Here is a 24,676-nt window from a genome sequence, read left to right as displayed (position 1 = left end):
TCTTTAGGTAAATCTCGCCAAGGGATACCTGTTCTAAGGCGGTAAAGAATACCTTCGAATGTTTGTCTATGTTCAGGTTTGTCATAAACACGGCCTGTGCTTTTCATTAAATGAAATAGCTTTTCCCAGCGTGCATCGGTTAGCATAAGTCTTGGCATGGCTTGAGGTTATGGTTACTTTTGGCGAAGCAAATTATAACGTCTTGCCATGCTGTCTAAAAATTACTCTCGAAAGATCAACAGACCCTAACTATATTTTTAAGCGGGCATTAAAAGATTTTGCCGATATGAAGGTTGACTCGGGCTTTAGGATTGCGTTTAACGTGGCGCCAGCGTATTGAAAGCTTATGCCAGTTACGGATTTTAGTGGCTATCGATGACTTTGGTACTGGGCAAACAACCTTATCTTTGTTACAAACCATGCCATTGTATTACTTGAAAATCGATAAGACGTTACTCCAAGAATAGCTAATCCGAATTTGGCTAAAAAGAGCCAATTATCTAACAAGGTTTTGTCCAAAAGTGTGTTGCGTATGTCTTTTAAATCTACAGGTTACGTGAATGCACGAAAGGTGAGCCATGGTGATTGGCGAGACGACCGTCCGCCCCATGGACGGGGCGGTCGAGCATCCAAGGATGGACTGGCTGCGTGTCGGTGAGTCAATGCCATGGCAAGCCTATATGCGTAGATACCAGCCAACGCTAATCCCCTAAAAACAAAACCAAAAGTCGCAGTCACCCTAGACTACTTTCCTACACATTTAAGTCCAAAACCAATACAATCGATTTTATAATCTAGAGCCCTCAATGTGCTCTACTTAAAAATATTCCCAATAGCCACATTCATATTCAGAGTCGCAATGTGCGCGGCATGAAGTATTAAAAGCCAAAACCATAAGGCGGAATAGCCGATGAGATAAATCCACTCCCCCTCTTAAATATAAAAAGAGGAGTGATACTTTTATTCAATCGATATTAATCAAGCCAACTTAAAGGCTTTTATTTTGGGGAGATGGGCGGCGAGTTGGGGGAATTTGTGGGGCTGAACGTCATCCCAATCAATCGAATAATAGGCGCTTAATTCACTGGCGAGTTGCTGATTATCGAACATCTCATCATTCACAGAAAATATGCACATGGCCTTGTGAGTATTCTTTTCACGAAATTTCGACACGCACTTATTGGCAATGTCGGCATATTCTTCTGGGCGGTCAATCTTGCCCTGCATATTATTTTCTGGGTGCAAATTAGGGTTAATCAGCACAGATTTAAGACCATTTAAAAATCCAATCCGCTCGGCCCAATAAGCGCCGAGTCCTGCGCCAACCATTAACGGCGCGGGATCGTCGCAATGCTGCATTTGCTTAGCAACTTCCTTGAGCAAGTGTTGCATGTCGTGCTTAGGGTGCAAGGTGCTGTAACTGATCAAACGTACGTCAGGGTCAATAAATTGCAACTGACGCATTTTTTCGTGATTACCTGGGCTAGTCGCATCAAATCCATGAAGATAGAAAATCATATCAAGGCCTTTTAATCATTTTTAATCACAGTGAATTAACTAACCCTAGCAAAAGAGTGCTCTCACACCTTGCGCTACATCAAACTTTCGCCTGTTGAGCCAAACAAATTTGCTCGGCAAGCTGCTTGGCATTTTCCCAACGAGCCGTATTATCGAGCGCCGCTGCCGTTTGCGAGGCATTGGGTTTAAGTAAACTCGCAGGATACTGTGGCGCGCTCACAGGCCAAGTAAAGCCATCGAGTAGCGACATTACGCCCGCATTGTCATTACACACTAAAATCATGTCGCAACCTGCGGCTAAGGCGGCGCTGGCCCTTGCACGGTAATCGCCCGCAAATCCTGCGCCTTGCATGCCGAGATCGTCGGAGAAAATCACCCCGTTAAAGCCAAGTTCTTTACGCAGCACTTGTTTTAACCAGTATTCGGAGAAGCCCGCAGAGTTAGGGTCGACTTTAGGGTAAACCACGTGCGCGGGCATCACGCCTAATAATTTCTCTTTTGCGATCAATTCTTTAAACGGCAGGATATCCTTTGCAAAAATGGCCTCGGCATCACGATCATCAATGGGTTTCTCGTAGTGCGAATCCGCCACCACACTGCCGTGTCCGGGGAAATGTTTACCCACGGCGCCCATGCCAGCTGCGGCCATGCCAGCAATAAAGCTTTCGGCCAATGTAATAACCTCGGCGGGCTCTGGGCTAAAGCTGCGTTTACCTATGACTTGGCTCACGCCGTTTAAGTCCAACACGGGCGCGAAACTTAAGTCGATATCGCAAGCCAGTAATTCAATCGCCATCAAGAAACCGAGCTCACAGGCCCAACGCTTGGCCAATACCATATCGCCCTTTGCTGCGGGTAAAATGTCGCCCATGGCGGGAATAATGGTAAAGCCATCACGGAAACGTTGTACTCGGCCACCCTCGTGATCTACGGCGATTAATATTTCTGGGCGTATTTGGCGTATCTGTTGTACCAGACGGATCAACTGATCACGGCTCGAAAAATTGCGGGAAAATAGGATTAAACCACCCACCTGTGGATGGCGTAGCATCTCAGATTCAGCCTCACTGACGTCCAACGACAGTAAATCCAACATTAAATAGCTCATACTTCTCCCTAAAAATATTCATTAATACTCAAAAAATAACCACTCAAGCCATAAGTAGTCCACGCTCACAAAAAAGCTAAAAAAAGCGAGCCACCTACTCTTGTAGCGCTGTCGAAGCCTGTATTCTTGGCCATAAAATGGCCTGTAAAAAAGTCCCAATTAAGTTCAGCTTATCCGAACTATTACGAATAAAAAAAACTAATGTGAATTGTCACACTAATCTATGGGATACTGGCGTTAGAGTATCACACAAGCAGATTTCGCATGAAAGAACGCCGCCACTGACCAGAGTACACGCGCAAGATTAGCGTGCTTCAATCTGCAGAGCGAGCAATCCCATGCACTCAGACTAAAATAATAAACAAGACACAACAGGACTTCTATCATGATTAGCGTATTTGACATGTTCAAGATCGGCATAGGTCCATCGAGTTCACATACCGTCGGCCCAATGAAAGCGGGCAAAATCTTTATGCAAAACCTGACTGACTCAGGACTCGTGACCCAGATTGATGAATTAAGAGCCGAGCTCTTTGGCTCCCTCGGCCAAACAGGCAAAGGCCACGGCACGGGCAAAGCAGTGATTTTAGGCTTAATGGGCGAAGATCCCGAAACCGTGGACACTGACAGTATCGACGGTATTTTAGAACACGTCTCCAAGGACGAAACCTTAACGCTGCACTGTGGCAAAGTGGTTAAGTTTACCCGTGAGCAAGGCATTACCTATCACAGACGCAAAACGCTACCTGCGCATGCTAACGCCATGACCTTGTACGCTTACTGTAAAGGGGAATGCATTTTTGATCGCACTTACTACTCAGTGGGCGGCGGCTTTATTTTAGATGAAGATGAAATTAGCCAACGTAATGCATCGCCAGCCTCACAAATTGAATCGGCTCCTTTTGATTTTGTGAGTGCGGCTCACTTACTGGAATTATGCGGAGAACAAGGTCTCAGCATTTCTTCTTTAATGATGGCGAACGAACTGAGTTTAGCCACTGAAGATGAAGTCAAAGCCAAGCTGTGGAATATTTGGCAGACGATGAAAACCTGTATCGAACGCGGTTATCAGAAGGAAGGTATTTTACCTGGCGGCCTAAAACTGCGTCGTCGTGCTCCTGCACTGTACCGCCGTTTGAAAGCCGAAGGCCGTAACAATGTCGATCCATTAACCGCTATGGATTGGGTCGATTTATTCGCCCTGTCGGTCAACGAGCAAAATGCGGCCGGTGATCGCGTCGTCACTGCGCCAACAAACGGTGCTGCGGGAATTATTCCTGCCGTATTATGCTATTACGATACCTTCGTACAAGAAGTGGATATCGATGTCTGCGCCCGTTATTTATTAACTGCCGCTGCAATTGGTATTTTGTACAAGAAAAATGCCTCAATTTCGGGCGCCGAAGTCGGTTGCCAAGGTGAAGTGGGTGTGGCCTGTTCTATGGCCGCTGGCGCACTGACTGAGATCATGGGCGGTACGGTTGAGCACGTTGAAAACGCGGCTGAAATCGGCATGGAACATAACTTAGGTCTAACCTGCGATCCTGTGGGCGGCCTAGTGCAAGTGCCTTGTATCGAACGTAATGCCATGGGCGCGATTAAAGCGATTAACGCCTCTCGTATGGCCCTGCGTGGCGATGGTAACCATAAGGTTTCACTGGATAAAGTGATCAAAACCATGATGGACACCGGCAGAGATATGCGCAGCAAATACAAAGAAACCGCCAAAGGTGGTTTAGCGGTCAACATTGTTGAGTGCTAAGTGCTAAGTGCTGAGTGCTAAGTACTGAGTACTGAGTACTGAGTGTTAGTTAACTCTCGTTAATCGCTTAAATCGCACCATAAAAAATGCCGCAACCAGTGAGTTGCGGCATTTTTGTTTTAGCTAGCACTTGCCTCCTAAATCGCTATCGATGGTAGATGTGAGGCAACTGGCATAACTAAGATTTTTTCAGGGAATACTGCGAAATAATACCCGCCCAAGCTTTTTCTATTTCAGGGATTAACTGCGTAAATGCCGTTTTTTCGGTAATCACCCGCAAATCATCTACCGCTTCAGACGTTCCCCATACGCTAGCATTTCCCGTCTCTTTCGCGGTAGATTCGGCAAGTCCATAAAGATATTCAGTCCGAACATCAAAAAATGCAGCAGAAACAGTCGTCGTTACACTGATCTCTTTATTCTTTAAGAAACCCAAAGACACCACATTGAGTGGAGCAAACTGTTGTTCACCCGCATGGAATGAAGTATCGAAGGTATAGATAAGTAAGATATCCGCTTTTAATCTCGCAGCGGCTTCTCGTAAGGATTTTATCGAGTCCAAATTCTCAGGGAGTAAAATGCGATTTAATGGCGCAATACCTGACACTTGTGGCATTTTAGCTAGCCTAGCAAAGTCGGCTTCCGTCTCAACTTCTCGGGTCGTCACCACGCTATAACGACCTGTACCAAAACTGCTTACTCGATAGGATAAATAACCGGGAGCTTGAATACGCGCTACCGAAATATTTGCAGGAAACACCGCAGCAGGCTCTTTGGACATAAGTAAGTTGATATCCGATTCAGCTAACGAACTCAGCTGCACACTACCACCTGGGGTGGTGTACGATGCACATCCCCCTAATATCAACAATGCGCCTAACATGGCAAGTTTAACGATCCTCATCAAATCTCCTTTAAATACGTTTCAAATCCCTAAATATTGAATACTAACTTACTGTTGATAAATGTTTTATTCAACCAAATTAATGTTCAAGCGTGACATGTTTCTAAGCTATCCAACGACCAAGAGACAGTATTGGGTAAACAAAAGGCGCAGTGATAAAACAATATCACTGCGCCTTTTGTATCAATATTTTAAATGGGTTTAAGGCTTAAAGTACAAGCTATGGAACTTAAGGTGCTCTTCAATAAAGCTTGCGATGAAGTAGTAGCTGTGATCGTACCCCGCTTGCATCCGCACATCCAAGGGATAACCCTTGGTATGGGCGATATCCACCAGCGATTGTGGCATCAATTGGGTATCTAAAAAGCTGTCAGCTTCACCTTGGTCAATCAGTATTGGCACTTCGCTAATCGCGAGCTTAAGCAACTCGCAGGCATCATACTGGCGCCAATGTTCACGATTTTCACCTAAATACTCACTAAAGGCTTTAATGCCCCAAGGTGCATTACTCGGATTCGAAATCGGGCTAAAAGCCGAAATTGAGCTATATCTGTGCGGATTACTCAGACCAATCACCAAAGCACCGTGACCGCCCATCGAATGGCCGGAGATAGCGCGCTGGGTAGTGACGGGAAAATGCGCTTCAATCAAGTTAGGCAGCTCATGGACTATGTAATCGTACATTTTGTAATGACGATTCCAAGGTGCTTTTGTCGCATTGAGGTAAAAACCCGCGCCTAAGCCTAAATCGTAAGCTTTATCAGCCGCATCGGGCACATCGTCACCGCGAGGACTGGTATCAGGGGCGACAATCGCCATCCCAAGTACCGCTGCCATGCGCTGTGCACCCGCCTTCTGCATAAAGTTTTCATCGGTACAGGTTAGACCTGAAAGCCAATACAGCACAGGCACAGGTTTATTCACCGCCTCAGGCGGCAGATAAATCGCAAAGCGCATCTCGCAGTTTAACGACTGAGATTGATGGCGATACTGCTTATGCCAACCGCCGAAACTCTTGTTACAACTGATATTTTCTATGGTCATACAAGTCCTTTTAGCTCAATCTGTTAGCGCTTGTCTTAGCGTTAATCATCTGATCAATTGGCAACACAGCAGACAGATTTGCACCTGTCTGCTGGTTTGTCACATCAAGCTGAAGCATCAACTTAGCGTGCAAAATCGCTTATTTATCAAAATGGATCACGCTACGGATGCTCTTACCTTCGTGCATCAGCTCAAACGCCTCATTGATTTGCTCAAGTCCCATAATATGGGTGATAAAATCATCGAGCTTAAATTCGCCCGCCATGTAACGCTCAACAATGTGGGGCAGTTCAGAACGCCCTTTCACACCGCCAAAGGCAGAACCGCGCCATACTCGGCCAGTCACTAATTGGAATGGACGGGTTGAAATCTCTTGACCAGCACCGGCAACACCTATGATGACTGATTCACCCCAACCCTTATGGCAACACTCTAAGGCGCTGCGCATCACGTTGACGTTGCCGATACACTCGAATGAGTAATCCACGCCGCCATCGGTCATTTCAACGATCACCTCTTGGATGGGCTTATCGAGTAATTTAGGATTGATGCAATCGGTCGCGCCGAGTTTTTTGGCTAACTCGAATTTAGACTCGTTGATATCAATCGCGATAATGCGGCTGGCTTTGGCCATAGTCGCCCCAATGATCGCCGATAAACCGATACCGCCGAGGCCGAAAATCGCCACGGTCGCACCTTCTTCCACTTTGGCCGTATTCATCACAGCGCCCATACCTGTGGTTACGCCGCAACCCAGCAGACAAATTTCTTCTAATGGCGCGCTCTTATTGACTTTAGCCAATGAGATTTCAGGTAACACAGTATATTCAGAGAAGGTCGAGCAACCCATGTAATGGAAAATAGGCTTGCCATCGAGATAAAAACGCGTGGTGCCATCGGGCATTAAGCCCTTACCTTGGGTCGCACGAATTTTTTGGCACAGGTTAGTCTTGCCCGATAGGCAGAACTTACACTCGCCGCACTCTGGGGTATAAAGCGGGATCACATGATCGCCCACTTGCACGCTCGTCACGCCCTCGCCCACTTGCTCAACGATACCGCCGCCTTCGTGGCCTAGAATCGCTGGGAATACGCCTTCTGGATCATCACCGCTCAGGGTAAAGGCATCCGTGTGACACACGCCCGTAGCCACAATGCGCACTAAGACTTCGCCCGCTTTAGGTAACATCACATCCACTTCTTCAATCTTAAGTGGTTGTCCTGGCCCCCAAGCAACAGCGGCCTTTGATTTAATAAACTGCGGTTTTTCGTTCGACATTGTTACGTCCCTTGAATAGGTAATAGGAGTAAGTCATTGGTGTATCATAAATTCAATTCAGGCCAAGCAAATTCTTGCGCCCATTGTACTGATGCTACTGAATAGGAGGATTGTATTTGTTTCTCAGCGAGAGACAATCTAGTATTCAAGCAATTCATTTTTACTGAGTAACAACAATGTATCTCTGGGATGGCATTTCTGAATTTGTCGCAGTGGCCGAGGCCGAAAGTTTTACCCTAGCAGCGCAGCGGCTGAATATCTCCACCGCCCACGTTAGCCGCCAAGTGAGCACCTTAGAAAATCGCCTTGGCACAAAACTCTTTTACCGCACAACCCGCAAAGTGTCGTTAACCGAAGAAGGCACGATTTATTATCGTCATTGCCGCCAATTACAAACTGGGTTAGAAGAAGCCGAGCGCGCCATCTCAAACCTAAAGGACTCACCCCAAGGCTTAGTCAAGCTCACAGCGCCCGTCGCCTATGGCGAGAAATTTATCATGCCGTTACTCAATGATTTTATGGTGCAATATCCCAGTGTTGAATTTAGCGTCGACTTGACCAATCGCACCTTGGACTTGATTGAAGGCGGTTATGATCTGGCGATTCGCCTCGGAAAACTCGCCGATTCAAGCCTGATGGCCAAACCGCTCAGCAGCCGTACCCACTATGTCGCCGCCTCACCAAGCTATGTGGAAAAATACGGTCAGCCCCATACCTTATCTGAGCTTAACCAGCACAATTGTTTGATCGGTAATCATAATTACTGGCGCTTTGTCGAAAATGGCCGCGAGCGCAATATTAAAGTCCGCGGTAATCTCAATTGTAACAGCGGCTACGCATTAAGGGATGCGGCACTAAAAGGCATAGGGATAGTTCAACTGCCTGATTATTATATTGAAGAAGATATTCAAGCCGGACGGTTGCTCTCCTTCCTTGACAGTCACCGCGAAGCCAAAGAAGGCATTTGGGCACTCTATCCGCAAAACCGCCACCTGTCGGCCAAGATCCGCGTATTGGTTGATTATCTTGCCGAAAAACTCGCCGAGCAGGATTAAATACTGTTTGAGCAAATTGATTGGTAGCAGACAACACGGCGCAAACTAGCGCCAGTTTTCCCGCAAAGTGTAATACAACATGCCTAATGCAAGCGCTTGATTGCCAAACCATTCATTTAACGGAATGCGGATATGGCGCATGGCCGCAAACAAATCAAATTCACGCAATTGCCCATCCATCGCATTGGCCATGATCTCGGCCATAATGTGCGATGTCGCCACTCCGTGCCCAGAATATCCTTGGCAATAGAATACATTAGGCGACACTTTGCCGAGCTGCGGGATACGGTTAATCACAATTCCCGCCATTCCGGCCCAGGCAAATTCGATATCAACGCCCTTTAATTGTGGAAACGTACGCTCAATCGCAGGCCGTAATTCCGCAGCCACATTTTTAGGATCGCGGCCGCTGTAGTTAGTGCCGCCGCCGAACATCAGCCGTTTATCCGCGGTCAGGCGATAGTAATCCAGTACAAAGCGGCAATCGTACACGGCTAAATCCTGCGGATTAATTTGTAAAGCGATATCATCGGGCAGAATCGCAGTGGCGCAATTGCCTAAGGACGCCGGAAATAACATACCGCGCAGTTTTGGACGGGCGAGTTTATGGTAAGCATTACCGGCGATCAGCACACTATTGGCGCGCACTTTTCCCTTGGCAGTGACAACAGTCGCCACATCGCCTTCTTCAATATCAAGTACGGGTGAGTGTTCAAAGATTAACGCCCCAAGACCTGCTGCGGCGCGCCCTTCACCCAGGCATAAATTGACTGAGTGCAAATGCATATTGCGCCGATTGACTAAGCCACCGTGATACAAGCGCGAGCCTAAATAGGCAGGCATTTCATCGGCGGATACCAGCGTCATAAATTCACCCATGCCGCGGCGCTGCGCCTCATCATGCATAGCCCTAAGCTCTTGCATGTGCTTTGGCTGGTAAGCGGTTTGGATATGACCAAACTTTAAATCACAGTCTATGCCGTACTTGGCCACCCGATTTTTAATTATATCGTGGCCGCGCCAACGCATATTCCACACATAATCTTCAGCTTCATTGCCGATTTGACGGCGCAGCTGTTTTGTCATCGCAACATCGCCGGACAAACTGCCCGTCACCTGCCCACCGTTGCGTCCGGTTGCGCCCCACGCAATTTTATTGGCCTCAATAAGCGCCACTTTATAGCCCTTCTCAGATAATTCCAACGCCGTTGCCACGCCAGTAAAACCGCCACCGACAATCGCTACATCGACTCGAATGTCGCCTTCAAGCGCAGGATAATCTGACTCTTGGTCAATGGTGGCATTGTAGTAGGAGGCGCAACGCTCTGCTGGCATGGTCATTCCTTGATGTTGAAAGTTGATGGCTGAAAGTGAGTGTTAAGTCTTAGTTCTGGACACTCAGTTCTGGAGGCTCGTTTTAACACGACAGTATGCCGAAATTGTTTTATATTTTTTACAAACGTTCAGAATTTGTGAGTATATCTAAGTTGAGATCGAGGTCAACACTGAATTGCGATAACTATTTGCAGGACATGACAAAGGGAGTTGAGCTGGCTGCAGGCTCCTTCTTGAAGAACCTGAAATGGAGGTGCTTGAAATGGAAGCTTCTGAAATGGCGGTACCTAAAATTAAGGCACTAAAATTAAGGTACCTAAGATTAAGGCACCTAAGATTAAGTTACCTAAGATAGAGACTCCGAATGTTAAGGCGCGGCTGATTTTATCTTTTAAGCCTTATACTTTTTGCTGGTTTAAGATAGGCTTGTGCGGCGTCATCCTCTTTTTATCTCAGCAACCTAGAGTCCATTATGCCACTATTACCACTTGTCCAATTGCCGTTTTCCCAAGCATGTGAAAACAACAAAGCGCCGATTTTAGCGGTATTAACACAAGCATTCTCACTCAACCAACATGTACTCGAAATCGGCAGTGGCACAGCGCAACATGCTGTGTATTTTGCAGCAAATCTTCCCCATTTAATCTGGCAAACCAGCGATCAGGCTGAATATATTGAGGTCATTACCGCAAGGTGTATGCATGAAGGCAAGCGACCCAATGCAGCGGCAAACCTACGCTTACCACTTACCCTTGATGTTACCGCGCCATGGCCGGTGAAGGGATTAACATTTGATATTGATGGCGTATTTACTGCAAACACTTTGCATATTATGAGCAAAAATATGGTTGAAGCGTTTTTTACTGGCCTTGGTCTGTATCTCCCCCAACTCAAGACCCTGTGCATTTACGGCCCCTTTAACTACCAAGGCGAATTTAGCAGTGACAGCAATCGCCAGTTTGATGCCTTTTTAAAACAGCGCGATCCCGCCAGCGGCATTCGTGATATTGAATGGATTTGCAGTTTAGCCAGCGAGCAAGGCCTAACGCTGAAGCAAGATGTGGCTATGCCCGCCAATAATCGACTACTACATTTTGTTAGAGACTAGCTTTTTGTTAAAGACTCGTTTTTTGTTAAAAGCTAGCTTTGGTTGAGTGGTTTAGTCCGTTTTGGCCTCAGCGGTTCTGTGTCCATAGCTCAGCACTCGAGTGGCTTTCCACTGCTCGTCCTGTTTGCGCCACACAATGACAAAGTCGGCTAGACCTTCACAATTGCCGGTTTCAAGGCTGCAAAAACGATGAACGCCTTGCTCTATCGCGCCAACTCTTTCACCGGAAACACTTTCATCGTGCCCGCAACTAACTCGCGGCGGTAATGGCCACAGGCATATTTTTCGGTGTTGGCGATCATATCCTTGCGGTTCCAAGTGACGCCACCCGTGTCGTGGTAAAACTCCACATCTTCAGTGAAAAACGCCGCGTGTTTCTTGAGTTCAGCAGGGGCTGAACACTTATTGAAACTGTCGAACACAGCAAAATCCACCGCTGCAATTTGGGTAGATAAAGTGTCTGTAAGTGCAGCAGCGGGCTGCGCAATGTCAGCTTGTGGAGCCCCAGCCGTTTTAACTGATGCTACTTTAGCTAATGCGGGCGCATCTGTTGCAACAGCAGGTTCGGTAGTGGCGAGTGACAAAGTTAAAACAGTGACTGTGGCTAGGCTATAAAATGCTGGATTCATATTCTCTCCGTAAATATTGGCAATACATTTTGTATGGCGACGATTCACATCACAAACATGAATGCACCACGAGACATAAAGTCACATCGCCAGCAAAGCTTATGCCAGTTAAAATGTCCATATTAATCATATTGATATAGCTTCATATTACGTTATGCAGTTTTGTGCGGTGATAGTTTCTGATTATTCTCACTATTTTTTAGTGATTTATCCGACGACAGTCAGACTCAGATCGTCATACTCAGTGCCTTATGCTCAATCCGCTCAATGCGCTCAATGCGCTCAATCAGAATGACCATGCCAGCGAGCAACACGTCGAATATACGGGCTATCACACTGTTATTAAACACTAAAAAATTTACACTGCCTTTACACAAAAGAGAGACATCCAAGCTTGAAGCTATAATTAAGAATAATTATCATTCGCCAAAATTACCGAAGGAAGAATGATATGCCCCGCTTTATCCGTCGCACTCGCCAAACCTCGCATCTATCTCATGCAACACAGACACCTATGTTGAGCCAGCTATCGCGCGCTATTGGTTTATGTTTGTTATTACCTGCAGCATGGGCTAGTGCTGCAAACACGCAAGATACCACTCCAGAAATGGAACGCATGGTGATCACAGCAACACAAACTAAACACTCGGAGCTTTCGGCGCCAGCTTCAGTGTCCGTGATAAACCGCAGTGAACTTGAAGCGCTAGTCATAGACGATCTTGCTAGCGCAGTCCGTTATTTACAGGGTGTGAACATCAGCGAAGGCACGCCCTATGGTCGCAATGAAATCAGCCTGCGAGGTTTAGATTCAGATTACACTTTAATCTTGATTAATGGCCGCCGCATTAACTCCCGCGAAGCATTAACTTCTGGTTATGGCAACGATTTTGACTTGTCCTCTATTCCAATGTCTGCCATTGAACGTATCGAAGTTGTGCGTGGGCCTATGTCATCCCTATACGGCTCAGAAGCTTTGGGCGGTGTGGTTAACGTCATACTGCGTCAACCAACTGAGGACTGGCAAACCAGCGTTGGCGTGCAATACGATGCACCTACCAGTGGCAAGGGTGGCGATAGCACTAAGTACAATTTCTACAGCAGTGGCGCGCTGATCAAAGATAAATTACTGGCAAACTTAATCGTCGACAGCAATAAACGCGATGCATGGCGCTCGGACTTAAAACCCACTATTGATGCGTTAGAAGACAGAGATGAAATCAGCGCCCTCGCCAATTTACAATGGCTGATTGATAACCAGCAAGATCTGCAATTTGACTTAAGTTACGCCAACGATGAACGCGAGTCTGATTGGAATAACTACGGCACGATTCTCACCAATAACCAACAAGCGGAGCGGATAAGTTCAGGTCTGACCCATAATGGCCACTGGAACTGGGGCGACACTCGCCTGCGCTATTACTATGAAAATGTTGAGGTGACTGACGACTCAGCGTTAATCGCCGAGATAGGTAATATCACCCAAACCAACCACAATCTCGACGGTCAAACCACTGTCCTGCTTGGCGATCACATGTTAACCAGCGGTGCAGAATACCGTTGGACCCAGCTCGAAAATAGCCGCAATATTTTAGGTGATGGCACCTTAGACGACAGCCAATCGGCATTGTATCTACAAGATGAATTTAGCTTAGGCGAACTCAATATCACCTTAGGCGGGCGCGTCGATCACCACGATGTGTACGGCACCGAATTTAGCCCACGCTTGTATTTAGTGTATAACTTAAGCTCTGAATGGGTCATTAAAGGTGGTGGCGGCAAAGCCTTTAAAGCGCCAAATATGGCGCAATCCCAAGCCGATTATATTATCCCCGCTTGTCGTGGCGCCTGTACCGTTGCGGGAAATCCTGATCTACAACCCGAAACCTCAGTGAACTACGAGTTATCGACCCAATATCAAACCACGGATTTTGGTGGCTCGATCACCTACTTCCATAACGATGTAGAAAATAAAATTATCACCGAAACTTGGAATAGAGTCCCAGGTACAGTATTAACTTACCAAAACGTGAACGAAGCTAAGATCACTGGTTGGGAATTACAAGCTTGGTACAATTTAACTCAAGATCTCAGCCTAAACGGTAATTACAGTAAAACCGATGCCGAAGATAAGCAAAATGGCGCGCCTTTTACCTTAACACCGGACGACAGCTATAACCTGAAACTACAATGGCAGGCACTCGATGGTTTATCCACCTTTATCGCCTACCATTATACTGGCGAGCAGTATTTACGAGCCAATGTCAAATCAGAGGGTTATGGCTCGCTCGATATAGGTGCGAATTATCAAATTAATCCTATGTTTAGACTGAAGCTTGGCGTGACTAACCTAACGGATTCTGAACGTGACCAAGTTGCCACCGACCTTGATTATATTCAAAAGAGTCGCAGTATTTATGCTGGGGTAACTGCAAGTTTCTAAGCTCTGCAAGCCAGAAATTAATGTGTAATTGTAGCTCTGCTACTCAACATTAAACATCATAGGCGAAGCTCGTTTTGGCTTCGCCTATTGTTTAAGACCAAAATGAATATCACACATCCGACTAGAAAAAGTAAAATCAATACATTTTCTAAAATATAGAATTTTTAAATAAACATTAAAAATATAAATTGCATAATCCAGATTTAAATCATTAGTCTTTTACATTCCGCAATATAACCTTGATCATACTTTAACGCTAAAAAATAACTCACCAGTTAACCTTTGATAACGATCAAGGTTTTGTCATATTAAAAAACTATTATACACACGCAAGACTGCTAAAGCTTAAGGTGTAAAATTCTCGATTATTAAACTTACGCACCAAGCAAAAGCGATATTATCTTTCCGTTTATATCACTAATAAAACAGCGAGAAAAATACAGTTCCAACTTCAAGTTACATATTTCATAACTAGATATATGATTTACTCGCTTCAAAATGATGATTTAACCAACAATAAAAAAGGAAAATAACATGCTTAAAAAGATGATGCTAATGTGCGCACTGTGCTTTTCAACTAATTTAATGGCGGTATCACTTGCCGACAGTCATTCTGAAAGATCTGACTGTGAATCCTGCCATAAAGATAAAAAACCTTCAGCGGATTATGTTTTTGAAAATCAGCAATGTGTATCATGCCATGGAGAAATGAAAACACTCGCAGGCGAAGCTCATACTAAACATGATGGCGTTTTAACATGCACCAATTGCCACATCGCTCATCAAGAGAAAGCACCAGCAGATGCTTGCAAAGAATGCCATTAATTCACTAAAAATCTAAAATCAAAGGCCGAAGAATTATTTATTTTGAATGGAACCATTAGGCAGGATGCCACTTGACCCAACCTCCAAGGGTGTTTGCCATCTATTGCTCACAGGTGGCAATTTTTACCTCCGTTTTTATATCCTTACAATATGTTTAACGGCTCAATACTTAGCTCAGAATCCCATATCCGGCAAATAGGACAAGTTTACGTATGCTAGGTAAGCCATAGACGACTCTCAGGGGATTGTTCTCAAGAATGCCAATGCCTTTTCTAGGTCACGGGTGCGCGCCATCGGTGGCAGCGAGTTTAAAAAAGCTTGGCCATAGTAGCGATTCACAATGCGATTATCGCAAAGGATCAGCACACCACGATCTTTTTCATCACGAATAAGACGGCCAACACCTTGTTTCAGCGCAATAATCGCCTGCGGTAACGACACTTCAGTAAAAGGATCGAGTCCCTGACGACTCACATTGTCGGCTCGGGCGCGATACAGGGGCTCATCGGGCGACACAAAAGGTAATTTGTCGATAATCACGCAGCTTAACAATTTGCCGCGCACATCCACCCCTTCCCAAAAACTACTGGTACCGAGCAATACCGCATTGCCGAGTTGGCGAAACTTAGTCAGCAGACTCTGTTTACCCGCTTGGCCTTGTACCAGCAGCGGATACTGAGTGCGAGTTCGCAATGCCAGCGCCGCTTGTTCGAGCATTTTATGGCTGGTAAATAAAATAAAAGTCCGTCCCTGCGCCGCATCTATCGCTTGCACGCACACATCCACCAGCTGCTTTAACGCTTGCTGTTGATTGGTCACGCTCCCAAGTTGACTCGGCACACAAAATACCGCTTGGCGGGGATAATCGAAGGGACTGTCGAGAATGCTTTGCTGCGCATCAACGATACCCATTTCTCGGGCAAAATGAACAAGACTGCGGTTGACCTGCAAAGTTGCCGAGGTAAATATCCAGCTGGTTTCGGGTACAAATAACTGTTGGCACTCACGGGCAATATTGATTGGTGAAATTCGCAGCACCACAAAGCGACTACCAAATTCGATGCTGTAGGCCGCCAGATTATTATCGCAGTTAAAAAACACACTGAGCTTGTTATTCAACTCCGCCAACTTAATGGCGATATCATCTAACAATTCACTGCGGCCAATATGGGCCATTAATAAATTCTGCAGCGCGGTTAATTCCGCTAATAAATCCCATGACGCCCCCGCGAGCGCTTTATTGCCCAGCACTAAACGCCAATCGGATTCACCGCAGGAATATAACTGATTATGCCAATCACTTAATTTAGCGAGGCAACGCTGGCAAAATTGGGCGAGTTGCCCAGTATCACTGAGTTCAGTCTGATAAATAGCGAGTAGCTTTTGAATGAAATCATCGATAGTACGACTCGAACATTGCTGGCCAAAATAGTTAACGCAAATATCGGGTAATAAATGCGCTTCATCGAAAATCACCACATCAGGATCGGGTAATAACTCGGCAAAGCCCGTGTCTTTCAGTACACTATCGGCGAAAAATAAATGGTGGTTAACCACAATAATTTTGGCATCCAGAGCACGGCTGCGCGCCTTGCGGGTAAAGCAGGCATCGTAAAAATCGCAGCGCTTACCAATACAGCTTTCCTTAGTGCTGACCACAAGCGGCAGCGCCGAAGAATTCTCAGGCACTGAGGTTAAGCCGCCAATATCACCATCTTTGCAAGTGCTCGCCCACTGATTGATTTTCAACAAATCATCCAACAAACGCGCATCGATATGTGTCGCCTCACTCATTTGCTTATCGAGGCGCCACTGGCACAGATAATTATTGCGGCCCTTTAGTAGAGCCAGTTTAGGCTCAATCCCCAACATGGCGACCAGCGCGGGTAAGTCTTTAAAAAACAACTGCTCTTGCAAGTTTTTACTGCCCGTACTGACGATGACTTGCTTACCGCTCAATATCGCGGGGATCAAATACGCAAAGGTTTTACCTACCCCCGTACCCGCCTCAATCACCACATTGCCCTTCGCCGCTATCGCCTCACTCACTTCCTGTGCCATCTGCATCTGGCTTGTTCGCGCACTAAATCCTTGAATATGTTTAGACAATACTCCATCGGGCAAAAATGCGCGTTGCACTTCGGACGCGAGTCGACTCACCGCAGCGGCGCCTTTTAAGGCAGAAGGCTTAGCGGCGGTTTCTTTAGAGGAAACATGCTTTGATGTCGGTTGGCGGGAGCGAGTCAAAGGGAGAATCAATCCTTTATCAAGGTGTTAGGAACGTCAGTGAAAACAGTACTGCAAGTCCACACAATAAATTGCTGAGCGAGTGCATTGTGATGACTTTAATTAACCACAAGCACTGGTTAGTGACGCAAGCCGCGGCCGTAAACAATAGCGTTAAGCTTAACAGCTCGAAGCATTATGCTGATTTGAGATAAGACTACAAGTTAGCCGCGTAATTAACGCCAATTTAAACGTCGGTATTTGCTAGCATCCGCCAAAGCATGTGCGCTAGCTGTAACGGTTCGCAAACTTCTGTCGATTTCAGCCTGCCACTAACCATTTGAAATAAATAAGCTACCTCAGCAAAGCAAAACTCTATACCATTATATACGCTCGATAACAGGGTGTTTCAGTGCCCAAGCATCAATACTAAGACGCAGGTAATCAGGATGAATGATGTCAAACGTTAGTCTTATCAATTTAAAAACAAGTGACACCACAACGCTACAACGTCTGCTCCAACTTTATTATTTTGATTCAACATCTTGGAGTAAAGAAGATATAGGCATTGATGGGTTATATGATGGCTCTACAGCCTCAGATCTTGAATCCTATGTTAACTCACAAGAGGCAAAAGCCTACCTCATTTGGGTAAATGAAGTATTGATAGGCTTTGTTCTACTAGAATGGGTTGAAGATGAAAAAAGGCTTATCTGGGAACTGGCTGACCTCTTTATTCTTCCTAAATATCGCGGTGGTTGGATTGCGCTCGAAGTAGTCCGTCAAATATTTGAGCAGATTAGCACACCGATACTGGTCGCTACGTTCAAAGAAAATGAACTGGCTTTGCGCTTTTTTAAAGCGGTATCAAAACGATTACAGCTTAATTCAGTACGTGAGTTAATCGAGGATGAAACTACTCCGTTTTATACTTTCATCATAAATGAACACATCTAACAATCCATGTTATTCAAGTTTTCTAAGCTGAGTTTTCTAAGCAGTTTTCTAAGCAGCAGTTTTCTAAGCCACCCATAATCAGTTTTCTAAGCCACCCATGACAGTTTTCTAAGCCACCCATTGTTAATTATTGTGAATTTGATGGTACTTCCTGGTGAGTCACCAAATTAGCAACTAGGCTTAGTGTCTGTTTCCCTGCACAAGGAGTGCGATGATGCCACAGCCAAGGAGAACTCAAGTCAGTTTGGAAGATACGCCTTTTTATCACTGCTGGAGTCGAGTAGTCAGACGTGCCTATTTGTGTGGTGAAGACCTTTTCTCAGGTAAAAATTACGACCATAGACGCGAGTGGGTAGAGCAGCAATTACTTAAACTGGCTCAGGTCTTTGCTATTGATGTTGCAGCATATGCAGTGATGAGCAACCATCTGCACTTGGTACTCTGTGTGGATATTTACCAAGCCAATCAATGGAGCGATAGAGAAGTGCTTGAGCATTGGCATCAAGTATTTAAAGGCACTGAATTAACACAACAATTTGTCAAAGGGCACGTTGTTGAAGCCGATGACGTGGCTAACCTTAAACACCATATTGCCCTATATCGCAGTCGCTTAAGTGATATCTCTTGGTTTATGCGAGCGTTAAATGAACCTATCGCCCGTAAGGCAAATCAAGAGGATAACTGCACTGGACGCTTCTGGGAGGGGCGTTTTAAATCCCAAGCCCTACTCGATGAGGCGGCAGTACTCGCATGTATGACCTATGTTGACCTCAATCCTATCCGCGCTCAACTAGCCACAACACCAGAAACCTCGGATTTCACCAGTATTCAACGGCGTATCCGCGCGGCACTCGCAGGCAAACAACCTGAAACATTATTGCCCTTTATCGGTAGTGAGCGGAACAATATACCTAAAGGGGTGCACTTCGATTTACAAGAGTATCTGCAACTGGTCGACGATACCGGCAGAATTATTCGCGATGATAAATGCGGGAGTATCAGTTCGAGCAGTGCTAGCTTACTGAGTCGCCTTAATATTCCACCTGAGCATTGGCTTAAGCTCACTCACCATTTCGGGCAGCTATTTAAAGGCCCCGTGGGTACTTTGCAAGAACTCACTTGTTACTGCGAACACCTTGAAAAGCGACGAAGACACTATCGACACAGCTGTCAGCATTTAATGGCAAGCTGACCGAAGCTGAGATAATTTAGTGCTCAAATTGATTAATCCACCGCAGTGGAGAATATGGCTCGAACTTAATTCATCCAATTTCAGCTAACTATCGGCAAATTAATACAAAACGACCAAAAAAACTCGAAAATGTGACTTTCAACCTCAGTAAAAATACCTTTGGTAAATGCGACTTGGTGTTGTAGGTTATGTTTCGCATCATGGGTGGCTTAGAAATACTTTTGGGTGGCTTAGAAATACTTTTTTGGGTGGCTTAGAAATACTTTTAAGCAATTTTAGCTAGTACAAGTTGTAGACAAATAGAAAGTGCATTATGTTGTTGATCTAAAATGGATGGCCAGATTTTTTTAAATGGATGGTTTGATTTAATACTAGCTGTTGGCTTAACTAAGGATAGTTTTGTGATACTTAGATTTTTGATAATTGTTACACTTGTGTTTTCCTTTAATGCAAACGCAAAAAGTTGTAGTAAAGGACAGCCTTGTGGAAACTCTTGTATTTCTTGGGACAAAATCTGTCGTATAAATACTCCCCAATATTTTGGCAATAGTATAAGTTCGCCAAGTGCTGTGAATCTGACTGAAAACATTAATCCTCTGAAAAATGAAATGCTGATACATGCAGAAATGAACTGCATGATCAGTTGGCAAGCTATAGTTGATAGATTTCTCTTTAATAAACAAGAGGAAGAAGTAATTGATGACGTAATCAATAGGTCGGTTGCAATCGCGAAATTTAAGTCTATTGTAATGTCAGAACAACAAATAGCTGAGATTAGAGAGTCGTATAAGCAGTCTTTAAAAACAACCGAAACGCTCACCAATGATTTATTCTCTTTGAGAAACGACCCTGAGAGTTTTAAACAGATTTATCTTCCATCATGTGTAAGCCAAGTCATTGAGATAATGGAAGTTAATGATTAAGCTAACACGTAGGCTTTGTCGCCTATCTCCTATTTTTGTCTACGTATTACAGCCGCTTATTGCGGCGCTAATCCCTACAAATATTAATCCGAAATATACCAATTAGATCATCAGTCCCAGTACAGTTTTGTCCAAAAGTATGTTGCGTATGTCTTGTAAATCTACAGATTATGCGAATGCTCGAAAGGTGCGCCATGGCAAGCCTACGTGAGTTGAAGCAGCAAACGCACCGCACAACTCAAGTTACAGTTCCCCCCTGCACTACTTCCAACACATTTCCATCTACTTTCAACATGCACCCAACAAAAATGCTCAATAACTTTATTTAACGATAACCTTCTGCCTTTCACAAAAACGCATAAATATTCTCATTTAATTCAAATTGGCTGTTGCAAAGGCTCATAAAAGCGGTTAGTTTAAATCCACTTATACGGATAGACGTCCGTAACAACGAATTCAACGCTTCACTGTATTTCGACTGCACTTTATTTCGAACAGTTGGGCCAATAACGTTAAATACCGAGAGAGTAAAATGAGCACATTACTGAACGCTATCCACCACCATCACCACCATATGCGGTAGCCTTCGGACGCTCACTGCCGGAGGACTATATCCTTCTGGCGGACTGATTCAAGATGATCATAAACCCCTGGAAGGAATTCCGGGGGTTTTTGCATTTAGGCGTTAATTTGGGTTTTAATTTACATAAGCAACTTTAGATATTTAATAAATTATCAATACGTTAGCTAGAACACTTAGCTAGATTTCTTAGCTAGGGCCCATTGAATGGCAAGGCGTATTAAACCGATTAAACAACACTTTTTGAATCTTTTAATTTTGATACTTTTGAGCGAGATAACACTATGACTGAATCGAACCGTTTACGCATCGCCATCCAAAAATCTGGCCGTCTTTCTACTGACTCTCAGCAACTGCTAAAAAGCTGTGGTGTTAAATTTTCCATTAATGAACAACGCCTTATCGCTCACGCTGACAATATGCCTATCGATTTACTGCGCGTTCGTGATGACGATATCCCAGGATTGGTGATGGACGGCGTGGTTGATATGGGGATCATCGGTGAAAACGTGCTCGAAGAGGAACAAATCGAGCGTCAAACTCTGAACAAACCCGCAGAGTGCCTCAAACTGCGTCAGTTAGATTTCGGATCATGTCGCCTCTCGTTAGCCGTACCAACAGAATTCAGTTACGCCGATGCCTCCTCGTTAGAAGGATTACGCATCGCCACGTCTTACCCGAACCTGCTGCGCCGTTTTATGCAACAAAAAGGCATAACTTATCGCGACTGTATGTTAAAAGGTTCGGTTGAAGTCGCCCCGCGTGCTGGCCTTGCCGATGGGATTTGTGATCTCGTGTCGACAGGCGCTACCTTAGAGGCCAACGGCTTATACGAAACCGAAGTGATTTACCGCTCAATGGCCTGCATCATTCAATCGACCCAAACCCAATCGCCGACTAAACAAGCACTCATCGACAAAATTCTGTCCCGCGTCAACGGCGTTATCCGCGCCCGTGAGAGCAAGTACATACTGCTACACGCGCCAACCGAAACCTTAGATCAGATCGTCGCCCTGCTGCCCGGCGCTGAAAACCCAACCGTATTACCATTAAATGATGATACTAACCGCGTTGCTATCCACGCCGTCAGTACCGAAGATTTGTTCTGGGATACCATGGAACAGTTGACCGCACTCGGTGCCAGCTCGATTCTGGTGATGCCAATCGAAAAAATGATGGGGTGATCTATGGAAATCCTAACTTGGTCCACCTTATCAACCGCCGAGCAAAAAACGGCGCTGAAACGCTCGCCTTTAATTGGTGACAGCGGCTTAGAGCAAAGCGTTCGCGCCATTATCGATGCGGTGGCGACGCGGGGTGATGCCGCCATTGCCGAATTTAATCAAAAGTTTGATGGCTTCAATAGCGCGACCAAAGATTTAAATGGACAAGGAAGTGGTGAGCTGCGCATGGGTGAAGCCGAGATTACTGCAGCAAGCGCACGAGTATCACCAGAGCTGAAAGCGGCGATAGCCAAAGCCATGGCGAATATAGATGTGTTTCACAGCGCCCAGCAATTTCGCCCGATTGATATGGAGACCGAGGCGGGAGTACGCTGCGAGCTACGTAGCGAACCGATTGAAAAAGTGGGTTTATATATCCCCGGTGGCAGCGCACCATTAATTTCTACCGTGATGATGCTTGCCCTCCCCGCCAAGATCGCCGGCTGCGAACAAAGAGTATTGGTCAGCCCACCGCCCATCAACGATGCCATTATCTATGCAGCCAATGCCTGCGGGATCACTGAAATCTATCAAGTGGGCGGCGCACAAGCCATTGCGGCACTGGCCTTTGGCACAGAAACGATTCCGGCGGTCGATAAGATTTTTGGTCCTGGTAATCGCTATGTGACGGAAGCTAAACGTTTAGTGTCACAGGATGGTCGCTGCACTGTGTGTATCGATATGCCAGCTGGTCCTTCTGAAGTGTTAGTGATTGCCGATAGCGACGCCAATTGCGAATTTATCGCCGCCGATTTGCTTTCACAAGCGGAGCACGGCCCTGATTCACAAGTGATTTTAGTGACGGATTCGCAAGCTATCGCGGACGGCGTGAATGACGCACTGACGAGACAACTTGCCGTCCTGCCGCGTTGTGATATCGCGGCAACGGCGCTACTGAGCAGTCGCACTTTTGTTGTGGACGATATGCTGCAAGCCGCGCAGGTTTCCAATCAATATGGGCCAGAGCACTTGATCATTCAAACGCGCTTTCCCCGTGAGGTACTGAAAAACATTCGCGCGGCGGGCTCGGTATTTTTAGGCGCTTATACACCTGAATCAGTTGGCGATTATGCCAGTGGCACCAACCACGTGCTGCCGACTTACGGTTACAGCCGCGCCGTGTCGAGCCTGTCATTAGCCGACTTTAGCCGCCACTTTACCGTGCAGGAACTCAGTGCTAAGGGCTTAATCGGATTGGGGCAAGCGGTCATGACGTTAGCCAGTAACGAATTGCTCGATGCACACAAAAATGCCGTTGCCATTCGTCTCGCTAGCCTAGAGAAATGATCCGCTTAACCTTAAGTAATTGAAAATAGAGCTGAGTGAATAAAATGAGCCAAGTGAGCAGCATGGAAAAGACAGCAGACCCCACAGCATCAACGTTAGCAGCATCAACGTTAACGCAATCGGCGCCACTAAATTTAGCCGAGCGTTTAGCGCGCCCTGAGTTACTGGATTTAACGCCCTACCAGAGTGCCCGCAGACTGGGCGGTCGTGGTGATATTTGGATCAATGCCAACGAATCGCCCTTTAATAATGTCGATACCGCAGCGCTCGATTTATCGAAATTGAATCGTTACCCAGAATGCCAACCGCCGCAGCTTATCAGTGCCTACAGCGAATATAGCGGCGTGAGCACCAGCAAGATAGTCGCCAGCCGCGGCGCCGATGAAGCGATTGAACTATTAATTCGTGCCTTTTGTATACCTAGCGTCGACAGCATTGCCTGCTTTGGCCCGACGTACGGCATGTATGCCATCAGCGCGAACACCTTTAATGTGGGCGTTAAAGCGTTAAATCTCAGCGCGGAATATGGCTTGCCGACAAGCTATGCCGAGGACGTTCGCGGCGCAAAACTGGTTTTTATCTGCAATCCCAATAATCCGACCGGGACTGTGATCGACAAAGCCATTATCGAGCAAGCAATCAAAGCCCTGCCCAACACGCTTGTGGTCATCGATGAGGCCTATATTGAGTTTTGTCCTGAATACAGTGTGGCGGATTTACTGGAAAGCTATCCGAATCTAGTGGTACTGCGCACCCTGTCAAAAGCCTTTGCACTCGCCGGCGCACGCTGTGGTTTTATGCTGGCAAATGAGGCCGTAGTCGAAATCATTATGCGCGTAATTGCGCCCTATCCTGTGCCGCTGCCTGTGAGTGAAGTAGCTACTCAGGCGCTATCAAGCGCTGGCGTTGCGCGGATGAAAGTGCAAGTCGCACAATTAAATGAACAAGGCGCCAGACTCACAGCGGCGATCAGCGCTTATTGTTCAAAATCGAATAGTTCAGAGTCCCGCGCCCGCGTGCTTAAGCCTAACGGCAATTATGTACTGGCTGAATTTGATGATGTCGCCAAGGTCGCAGCATTACTGCAAGGCAGCGGTGTTGTCGCCCGCGCCTACAAAGACCCAAGGCTTGCCAAAGCTATCCGTTTTAGCTTTAGTTCAAAGGCGGATACCGATGTGTTAGTGAATTTATTTGAATCGCAACGCACTGAGCAGCCATCAGAAAATGAATGATAAGTCACTGATAATAAATCTCTGATCATAAAAAACTAATAAAAAGCAA

Annotated in this window: 21 protein-coding genes and 1 pseudogene; 12 read left to right on the top strand and 10 right to left on the bottom strand. The window is 45.9% G+C overall.

Features of this window, described 5'->3' with window-relative positions; translation table 11 throughout:
• Window positions 1-158, bottom strand: a 158-nt coding sequence (locus L5M29_RS17255) for a transposase (protein WP_259573881.1), incomplete at its 3' end; no start/stop codon positions are given.
• 89 nt (window positions 159-247) lie between these two features.
• Here L5M29_RS17255 and L5M29_RS17250 point away from each other — a divergent pair.
• Window positions 248-458, top strand: a pseudogene (locus L5M29_RS17250) (cyclic diguanylate phosphodiesterase); the annotation flags it as partial.
• A gap of 520 nt (window positions 459-978) precedes the next feature.
• Here L5M29_RS17250 and ycfP read toward each other — a convergent pair.
• Together ycfP and nagZ are read right to left on the bottom strand one after the other, a co-directional pair.
• Window positions 979-1,518: an alpha/beta hydrolase YcfP gene (gene ycfP / locus L5M29_RS17245; protein ID WP_263169030.1), complete on the bottom strand. Its 540-nt coding sequence runs from the start codon at window positions 1,516-1,518 to the stop codon at window positions 979-981.
• Between the two features lie 79 nt (window positions 1,519-1,597).
• On the bottom strand, window positions 1,598-2,626 hold the full coding sequence (gene nagZ / locus L5M29_RS17240; RefSeq protein ID WP_263169028.1) for a beta-N-acetylhexosaminidase: 1,029 nt from the start codon (window positions 2,624-2,626) through the stop codon (window positions 1,598-1,600).
• Between the two features lie 385 nt (window positions 2,627-3,011).
• Here nagZ and L5M29_RS17235 point away from each other — a divergent pair, with 385 nt between their 5' ends.
• Window positions 3,012-4,388: an L-serine ammonia-lyase gene (locus L5M29_RS17235; RefSeq protein WP_028759794.1), complete on the top strand. Its 1,377-nt coding sequence runs from the start codon at window positions 3,012-3,014 to the stop codon at window positions 4,386-4,388.
• A 178-nt stretch (window positions 4,389-4,566) separates the two neighbouring features.
• Here the strand turns inward: L5M29_RS17235 and L5M29_RS17230 are convergent, their stop codons facing one another.
• From L5M29_RS17230 to L5M29_RS17220, 3 genes are all read right to left on the bottom strand, one after another.
• Window positions 4,567-5,292: a hypothetical protein gene (locus tag L5M29_RS17230; protein WP_011919404.1), complete on the bottom strand. Its 726-nt coding sequence runs from the start codon at window positions 5,290-5,292 to the stop codon at window positions 4,567-4,569.
• 201 nt (window positions 5,293-5,493) lie between these two features.
• Entirely contained in the window at window positions 5,494-6,336 is an 843-nt protein-coding gene (gene fghA, locus L5M29_RS17225) for an S-formylglutathione hydrolase (protein WP_263169024.1), read from the bottom strand.
• 139 nt (window positions 6,337-6,475) lie between these two features.
• On the bottom strand, window positions 6,476-7,615 hold the full coding sequence (locus L5M29_RS17220; protein ID WP_263169022.1) for an S-(hydroxymethyl)glutathione dehydrogenase/class III alcohol dehydrogenase: 1,140 nt from the start codon (window positions 7,613-7,615) through the stop codon (window positions 6,476-6,478).
• 176 nt (window positions 7,616-7,791) lie between these two features.
• Between L5M29_RS17220 and L5M29_RS17215 the strand changes: the two genes are divergently transcribed.
• Window positions 7,792-8,670 (top strand): LysR family transcriptional regulator, encoded by an 879-nt coding sequence (locus L5M29_RS17215; RefSeq protein ID WP_263169021.1) that lies wholly within the window; start codon window positions 7,792-7,794, stop codon window positions 8,668-8,670.
• Window positions 8,671-8,715: 45 nt separating this feature from the next.
• Here the strand turns inward: L5M29_RS17215 and L5M29_RS17210 are convergent, their stop codons facing one another.
• Window positions 8,716-10,005: an NAD(P)/FAD-dependent oxidoreductase gene (locus tag L5M29_RS17210; protein WP_263169019.1), complete on the bottom strand. Its 1,290-nt coding sequence runs from the start codon at window positions 10,003-10,005 to the stop codon at window positions 8,716-8,718.
• 472 nt (window positions 10,006-10,477) lie between these two features.
• Between L5M29_RS17210 and L5M29_RS17205 the strand changes: the two genes are divergently transcribed.
• The gene (locus L5M29_RS17205) at window positions 10,478-11,113 is read left to right on the top strand and encodes a class I SAM-dependent methyltransferase (protein WP_263169016.1); all 636 of its coding nucleotides are present in this window, start codon (window positions 10,478-10,480) and stop codon (window positions 11,111-11,113) included.
• A 203-nt stretch (window positions 11,114-11,316) separates the two neighbouring features.
• Here L5M29_RS17205 and L5M29_RS17200 read toward each other — a convergent pair whose 3' ends face one another.
• A complete protein-coding gene (locus tag L5M29_RS17200; RefSeq protein ID WP_263169012.1) occupies window positions 11,317-11,742 on the bottom strand; it encodes a nuclear transport factor 2 family protein in 426 nt (141 codons plus the stop codon).
• A 227-nt stretch (window positions 11,743-11,969) separates the two neighbouring features.
• Complete coding sequence (locus L5M29_RS17195) at window positions 11,970-12,092, bottom strand: hypothetical protein (RefSeq protein ID WP_263169010.1); 123 nt, start codon at window positions 12,090-12,092, stop codon at window positions 11,970-11,972.
• Between the two features lie 101 nt (window positions 12,093-12,193).
• Between L5M29_RS17195 and L5M29_RS17190 the strand changes: the two genes are divergently transcribed.
• On the top strand, window positions 12,194-14,182 hold the full coding sequence (locus tag L5M29_RS17190) for a TonB-dependent receptor domain-containing protein (protein WP_219251576.1): 1,989 nt from the start codon (window positions 12,194-12,196) through the stop codon (window positions 14,180-14,182).
• A 534-nt stretch (window positions 14,183-14,716) separates the two neighbouring features.
• Window positions 14,717-15,007, top strand: coding sequence for a cytochrome c3 family protein (locus L5M29_RS17185; protein ID WP_028759787.1), 291 nt, complete (start codon window positions 14,717-14,719; stop codon window positions 15,005-15,007).
• Window positions 15,008-15,244: 237 nt separating this feature from the next.
• Here the strand turns inward: L5M29_RS17185 and L5M29_RS17180 are convergent, their stop codons facing one another.
• A complete protein-coding gene (locus L5M29_RS17180; protein WP_263169007.1) occupies window positions 15,245-17,254 on the bottom strand; it encodes an ATP-dependent DNA helicase in 2,010 nt (669 codons plus the stop codon).
• A 435-nt stretch (window positions 17,255-17,689) separates the two neighbouring features.
• Between L5M29_RS17180 and L5M29_RS17175 the strand changes: the two genes are divergently transcribed.
• The 6 genes from L5M29_RS17175 to hisC all read left to right on the top strand — a co-directional run bounded on the left by L5M29_RS17175 (window position 17,690) and on the right by hisC (window position 24,627).
• Window positions 17,690-18,190: a GNAT family N-acetyltransferase gene (locus L5M29_RS17175; protein WP_158683085.1), complete on the top strand. Its 501-nt coding sequence runs from the start codon at window positions 17,690-17,692 to the stop codon at window positions 18,188-18,190.
• Window positions 18,191-18,404: 214 nt separating this feature from the next.
• The gene (locus tag L5M29_RS17170; RefSeq protein ID WP_263169005.1) at window positions 18,405-19,382 is read left to right on the top strand and encodes a transposase; all 978 of its coding nucleotides are present in this window, start codon (window positions 18,405-18,407) and stop codon (window positions 19,380-19,382) included.
• 329 nt (window positions 19,383-19,711) lie between these two features.
• The gene (locus L5M29_RS17165; protein WP_231466225.1) at window positions 19,712-20,305 is read left to right on the top strand and encodes a hypothetical protein; all 594 of its coding nucleotides are present in this window, start codon (window positions 19,712-19,714) and stop codon (window positions 20,303-20,305) included.
• Window positions 20,306-21,169: 864 nt separating this feature from the next.
• Window positions 21,170-22,069: an ATP phosphoribosyltransferase gene (hisG, locus tag L5M29_RS17160; RefSeq protein ID WP_105252639.1), complete on the top strand. Its 900-nt coding sequence runs from the start codon at window positions 21,170-21,172 to the stop codon at window positions 22,067-22,069.
• 3 nt (window positions 22,070-22,072) lie between these two features.
• On the top strand, window positions 22,073-23,395 hold the full coding sequence (gene hisD, locus L5M29_RS17155; RefSeq protein WP_263169002.1) for a histidinol dehydrogenase: 1,323 nt from the start codon (window positions 22,073-22,075) through the stop codon (window positions 23,393-23,395).
• Window positions 23,396-23,439: 44 nt separating this feature from the next.
• Window positions 23,440-24,627 carry a histidinol-phosphate transaminase gene (hisC, locus tag L5M29_RS17150; protein ID WP_263168999.1) on the top strand — a complete coding sequence of 396 codons (1,188 nt, stop codon included), beginning with the start codon at window positions 23,440-23,442 and terminating at the stop codon, window positions 24,625-24,627.
• The last annotated feature ends 49 nt before the right edge of the window (window positions 24,628-24,676 follow it).

The organism is Shewanella sp. SM95 (assembly GCF_025653595.1).
Taxonomy (GTDB): Bacteria; Pseudomonadota; Gammaproteobacteria; order Enterobacterales; family Shewanellaceae; genus Shewanella; species Shewanella oncorhynchi.
Note: the sequence above shows the minus strand (reverse complement) of the source record. Positions and strands in the feature narration are given on the sequence as shown.

Coding starts and splice junctions, on each gene's coding strand:
- ycfP (WP_263169030.1), bottom strand. CDS start 1,518: ATGATTTTCTATCTTCATGGATTTGATGCGACTAGCCCAGGTAATCAC.
- nagZ (WP_263169028.1), bottom strand. CDS start 2,626: ATGAGCTATTTAATGTTGGATTTACTGTCGTTGGACGTCAGTGAGGCT.
- L5M29_RS17235 (WP_028759794.1), top strand. CDS start 3,012: ATGATTAGCGTATTTGACATGTTCAAGATCGGCATAGGTCCATCGAGT.
- L5M29_RS17230 (WP_011919404.1), bottom strand. CDS start 5,292: ATGAGGATCGTTAAACTTGCCATGTTAGGCGCATTGTTGATATTAGGG.
- fghA (WP_263169024.1), bottom strand. CDS start 6,336: ATGACCATAGAAAATATCAGTTGTAACAAGAGTTTCGGCGGTTGGCAT.
- L5M29_RS17220 (WP_263169022.1), bottom strand. CDS start 7,615: ATGTCGAACGAAAAACCGCAGTTTATTAAATCAAAGGCCGCTGTTGCT.
- L5M29_RS17215 (WP_263169021.1), top strand. CDS start 7,792: ATGTATCTCTGGGATGGCATTTCTGAATTTGTCGCAGTGGCCGAGGCC.
- L5M29_RS17210 (WP_263169019.1), bottom strand. CDS start 10,005: ATGCCAGCAGAGCGTTGCGCCTCCTACTACAATGCCACCATTGACCAA.
- L5M29_RS17205 (WP_263169016.1), top strand. CDS start 10,478: ATGCCACTATTACCACTTGTCCAATTGCCGTTTTCCCAAGCATGTGAA.
- L5M29_RS17200 (WP_263169012.1), bottom strand. CDS start 11,742: ATGAATCCAGCATTTTATAGCCTAGCCACAGTCACTGTTTTAACTTTG.
- L5M29_RS17190 (WP_219251576.1), top strand. CDS start 12,194: ATGCCCCGCTTTATCCGTCGCACTCGCCAAACCTCGCATCTATCTCAT.
- L5M29_RS17185 (WP_028759787.1), top strand. CDS start 14,717: ATGCTTAAAAAGATGATGCTAATGTGCGCACTGTGCTTTTCAACTAAT.
- L5M29_RS17175 (WP_158683085.1), top strand. CDS start 17,690: ATGTCAAACGTTAGTCTTATCAATTTAAAAACAAGTGACACCACAACG.
- L5M29_RS17170 (WP_263169005.1), top strand. CDS start 18,405: ATGCCACAGCCAAGGAGAACTCAAGTCAGTTTGGAAGATACGCCTTTT.
- L5M29_RS17165 (WP_231466225.1), top strand. CDS start 19,712: ATGGATGGCCAGATTTTTTTAAATGGATGGTTTGATTTAATACTAGCT.
- hisG (WP_105252639.1), top strand. CDS start 21,170: ATGACTGAATCGAACCGTTTACGCATCGCCATCCAAAAATCTGGCCGT.
- hisD (WP_263169002.1), top strand. CDS start 22,073: ATGGAAATCCTAACTTGGTCCACCTTATCAACCGCCGAGCAAAAAACG.
- hisC (WP_263168999.1), top strand. CDS start 23,440: ATGAGCCAAGTGAGCAGCATGGAAAAGACAGCAGACCCCACAGCATCA.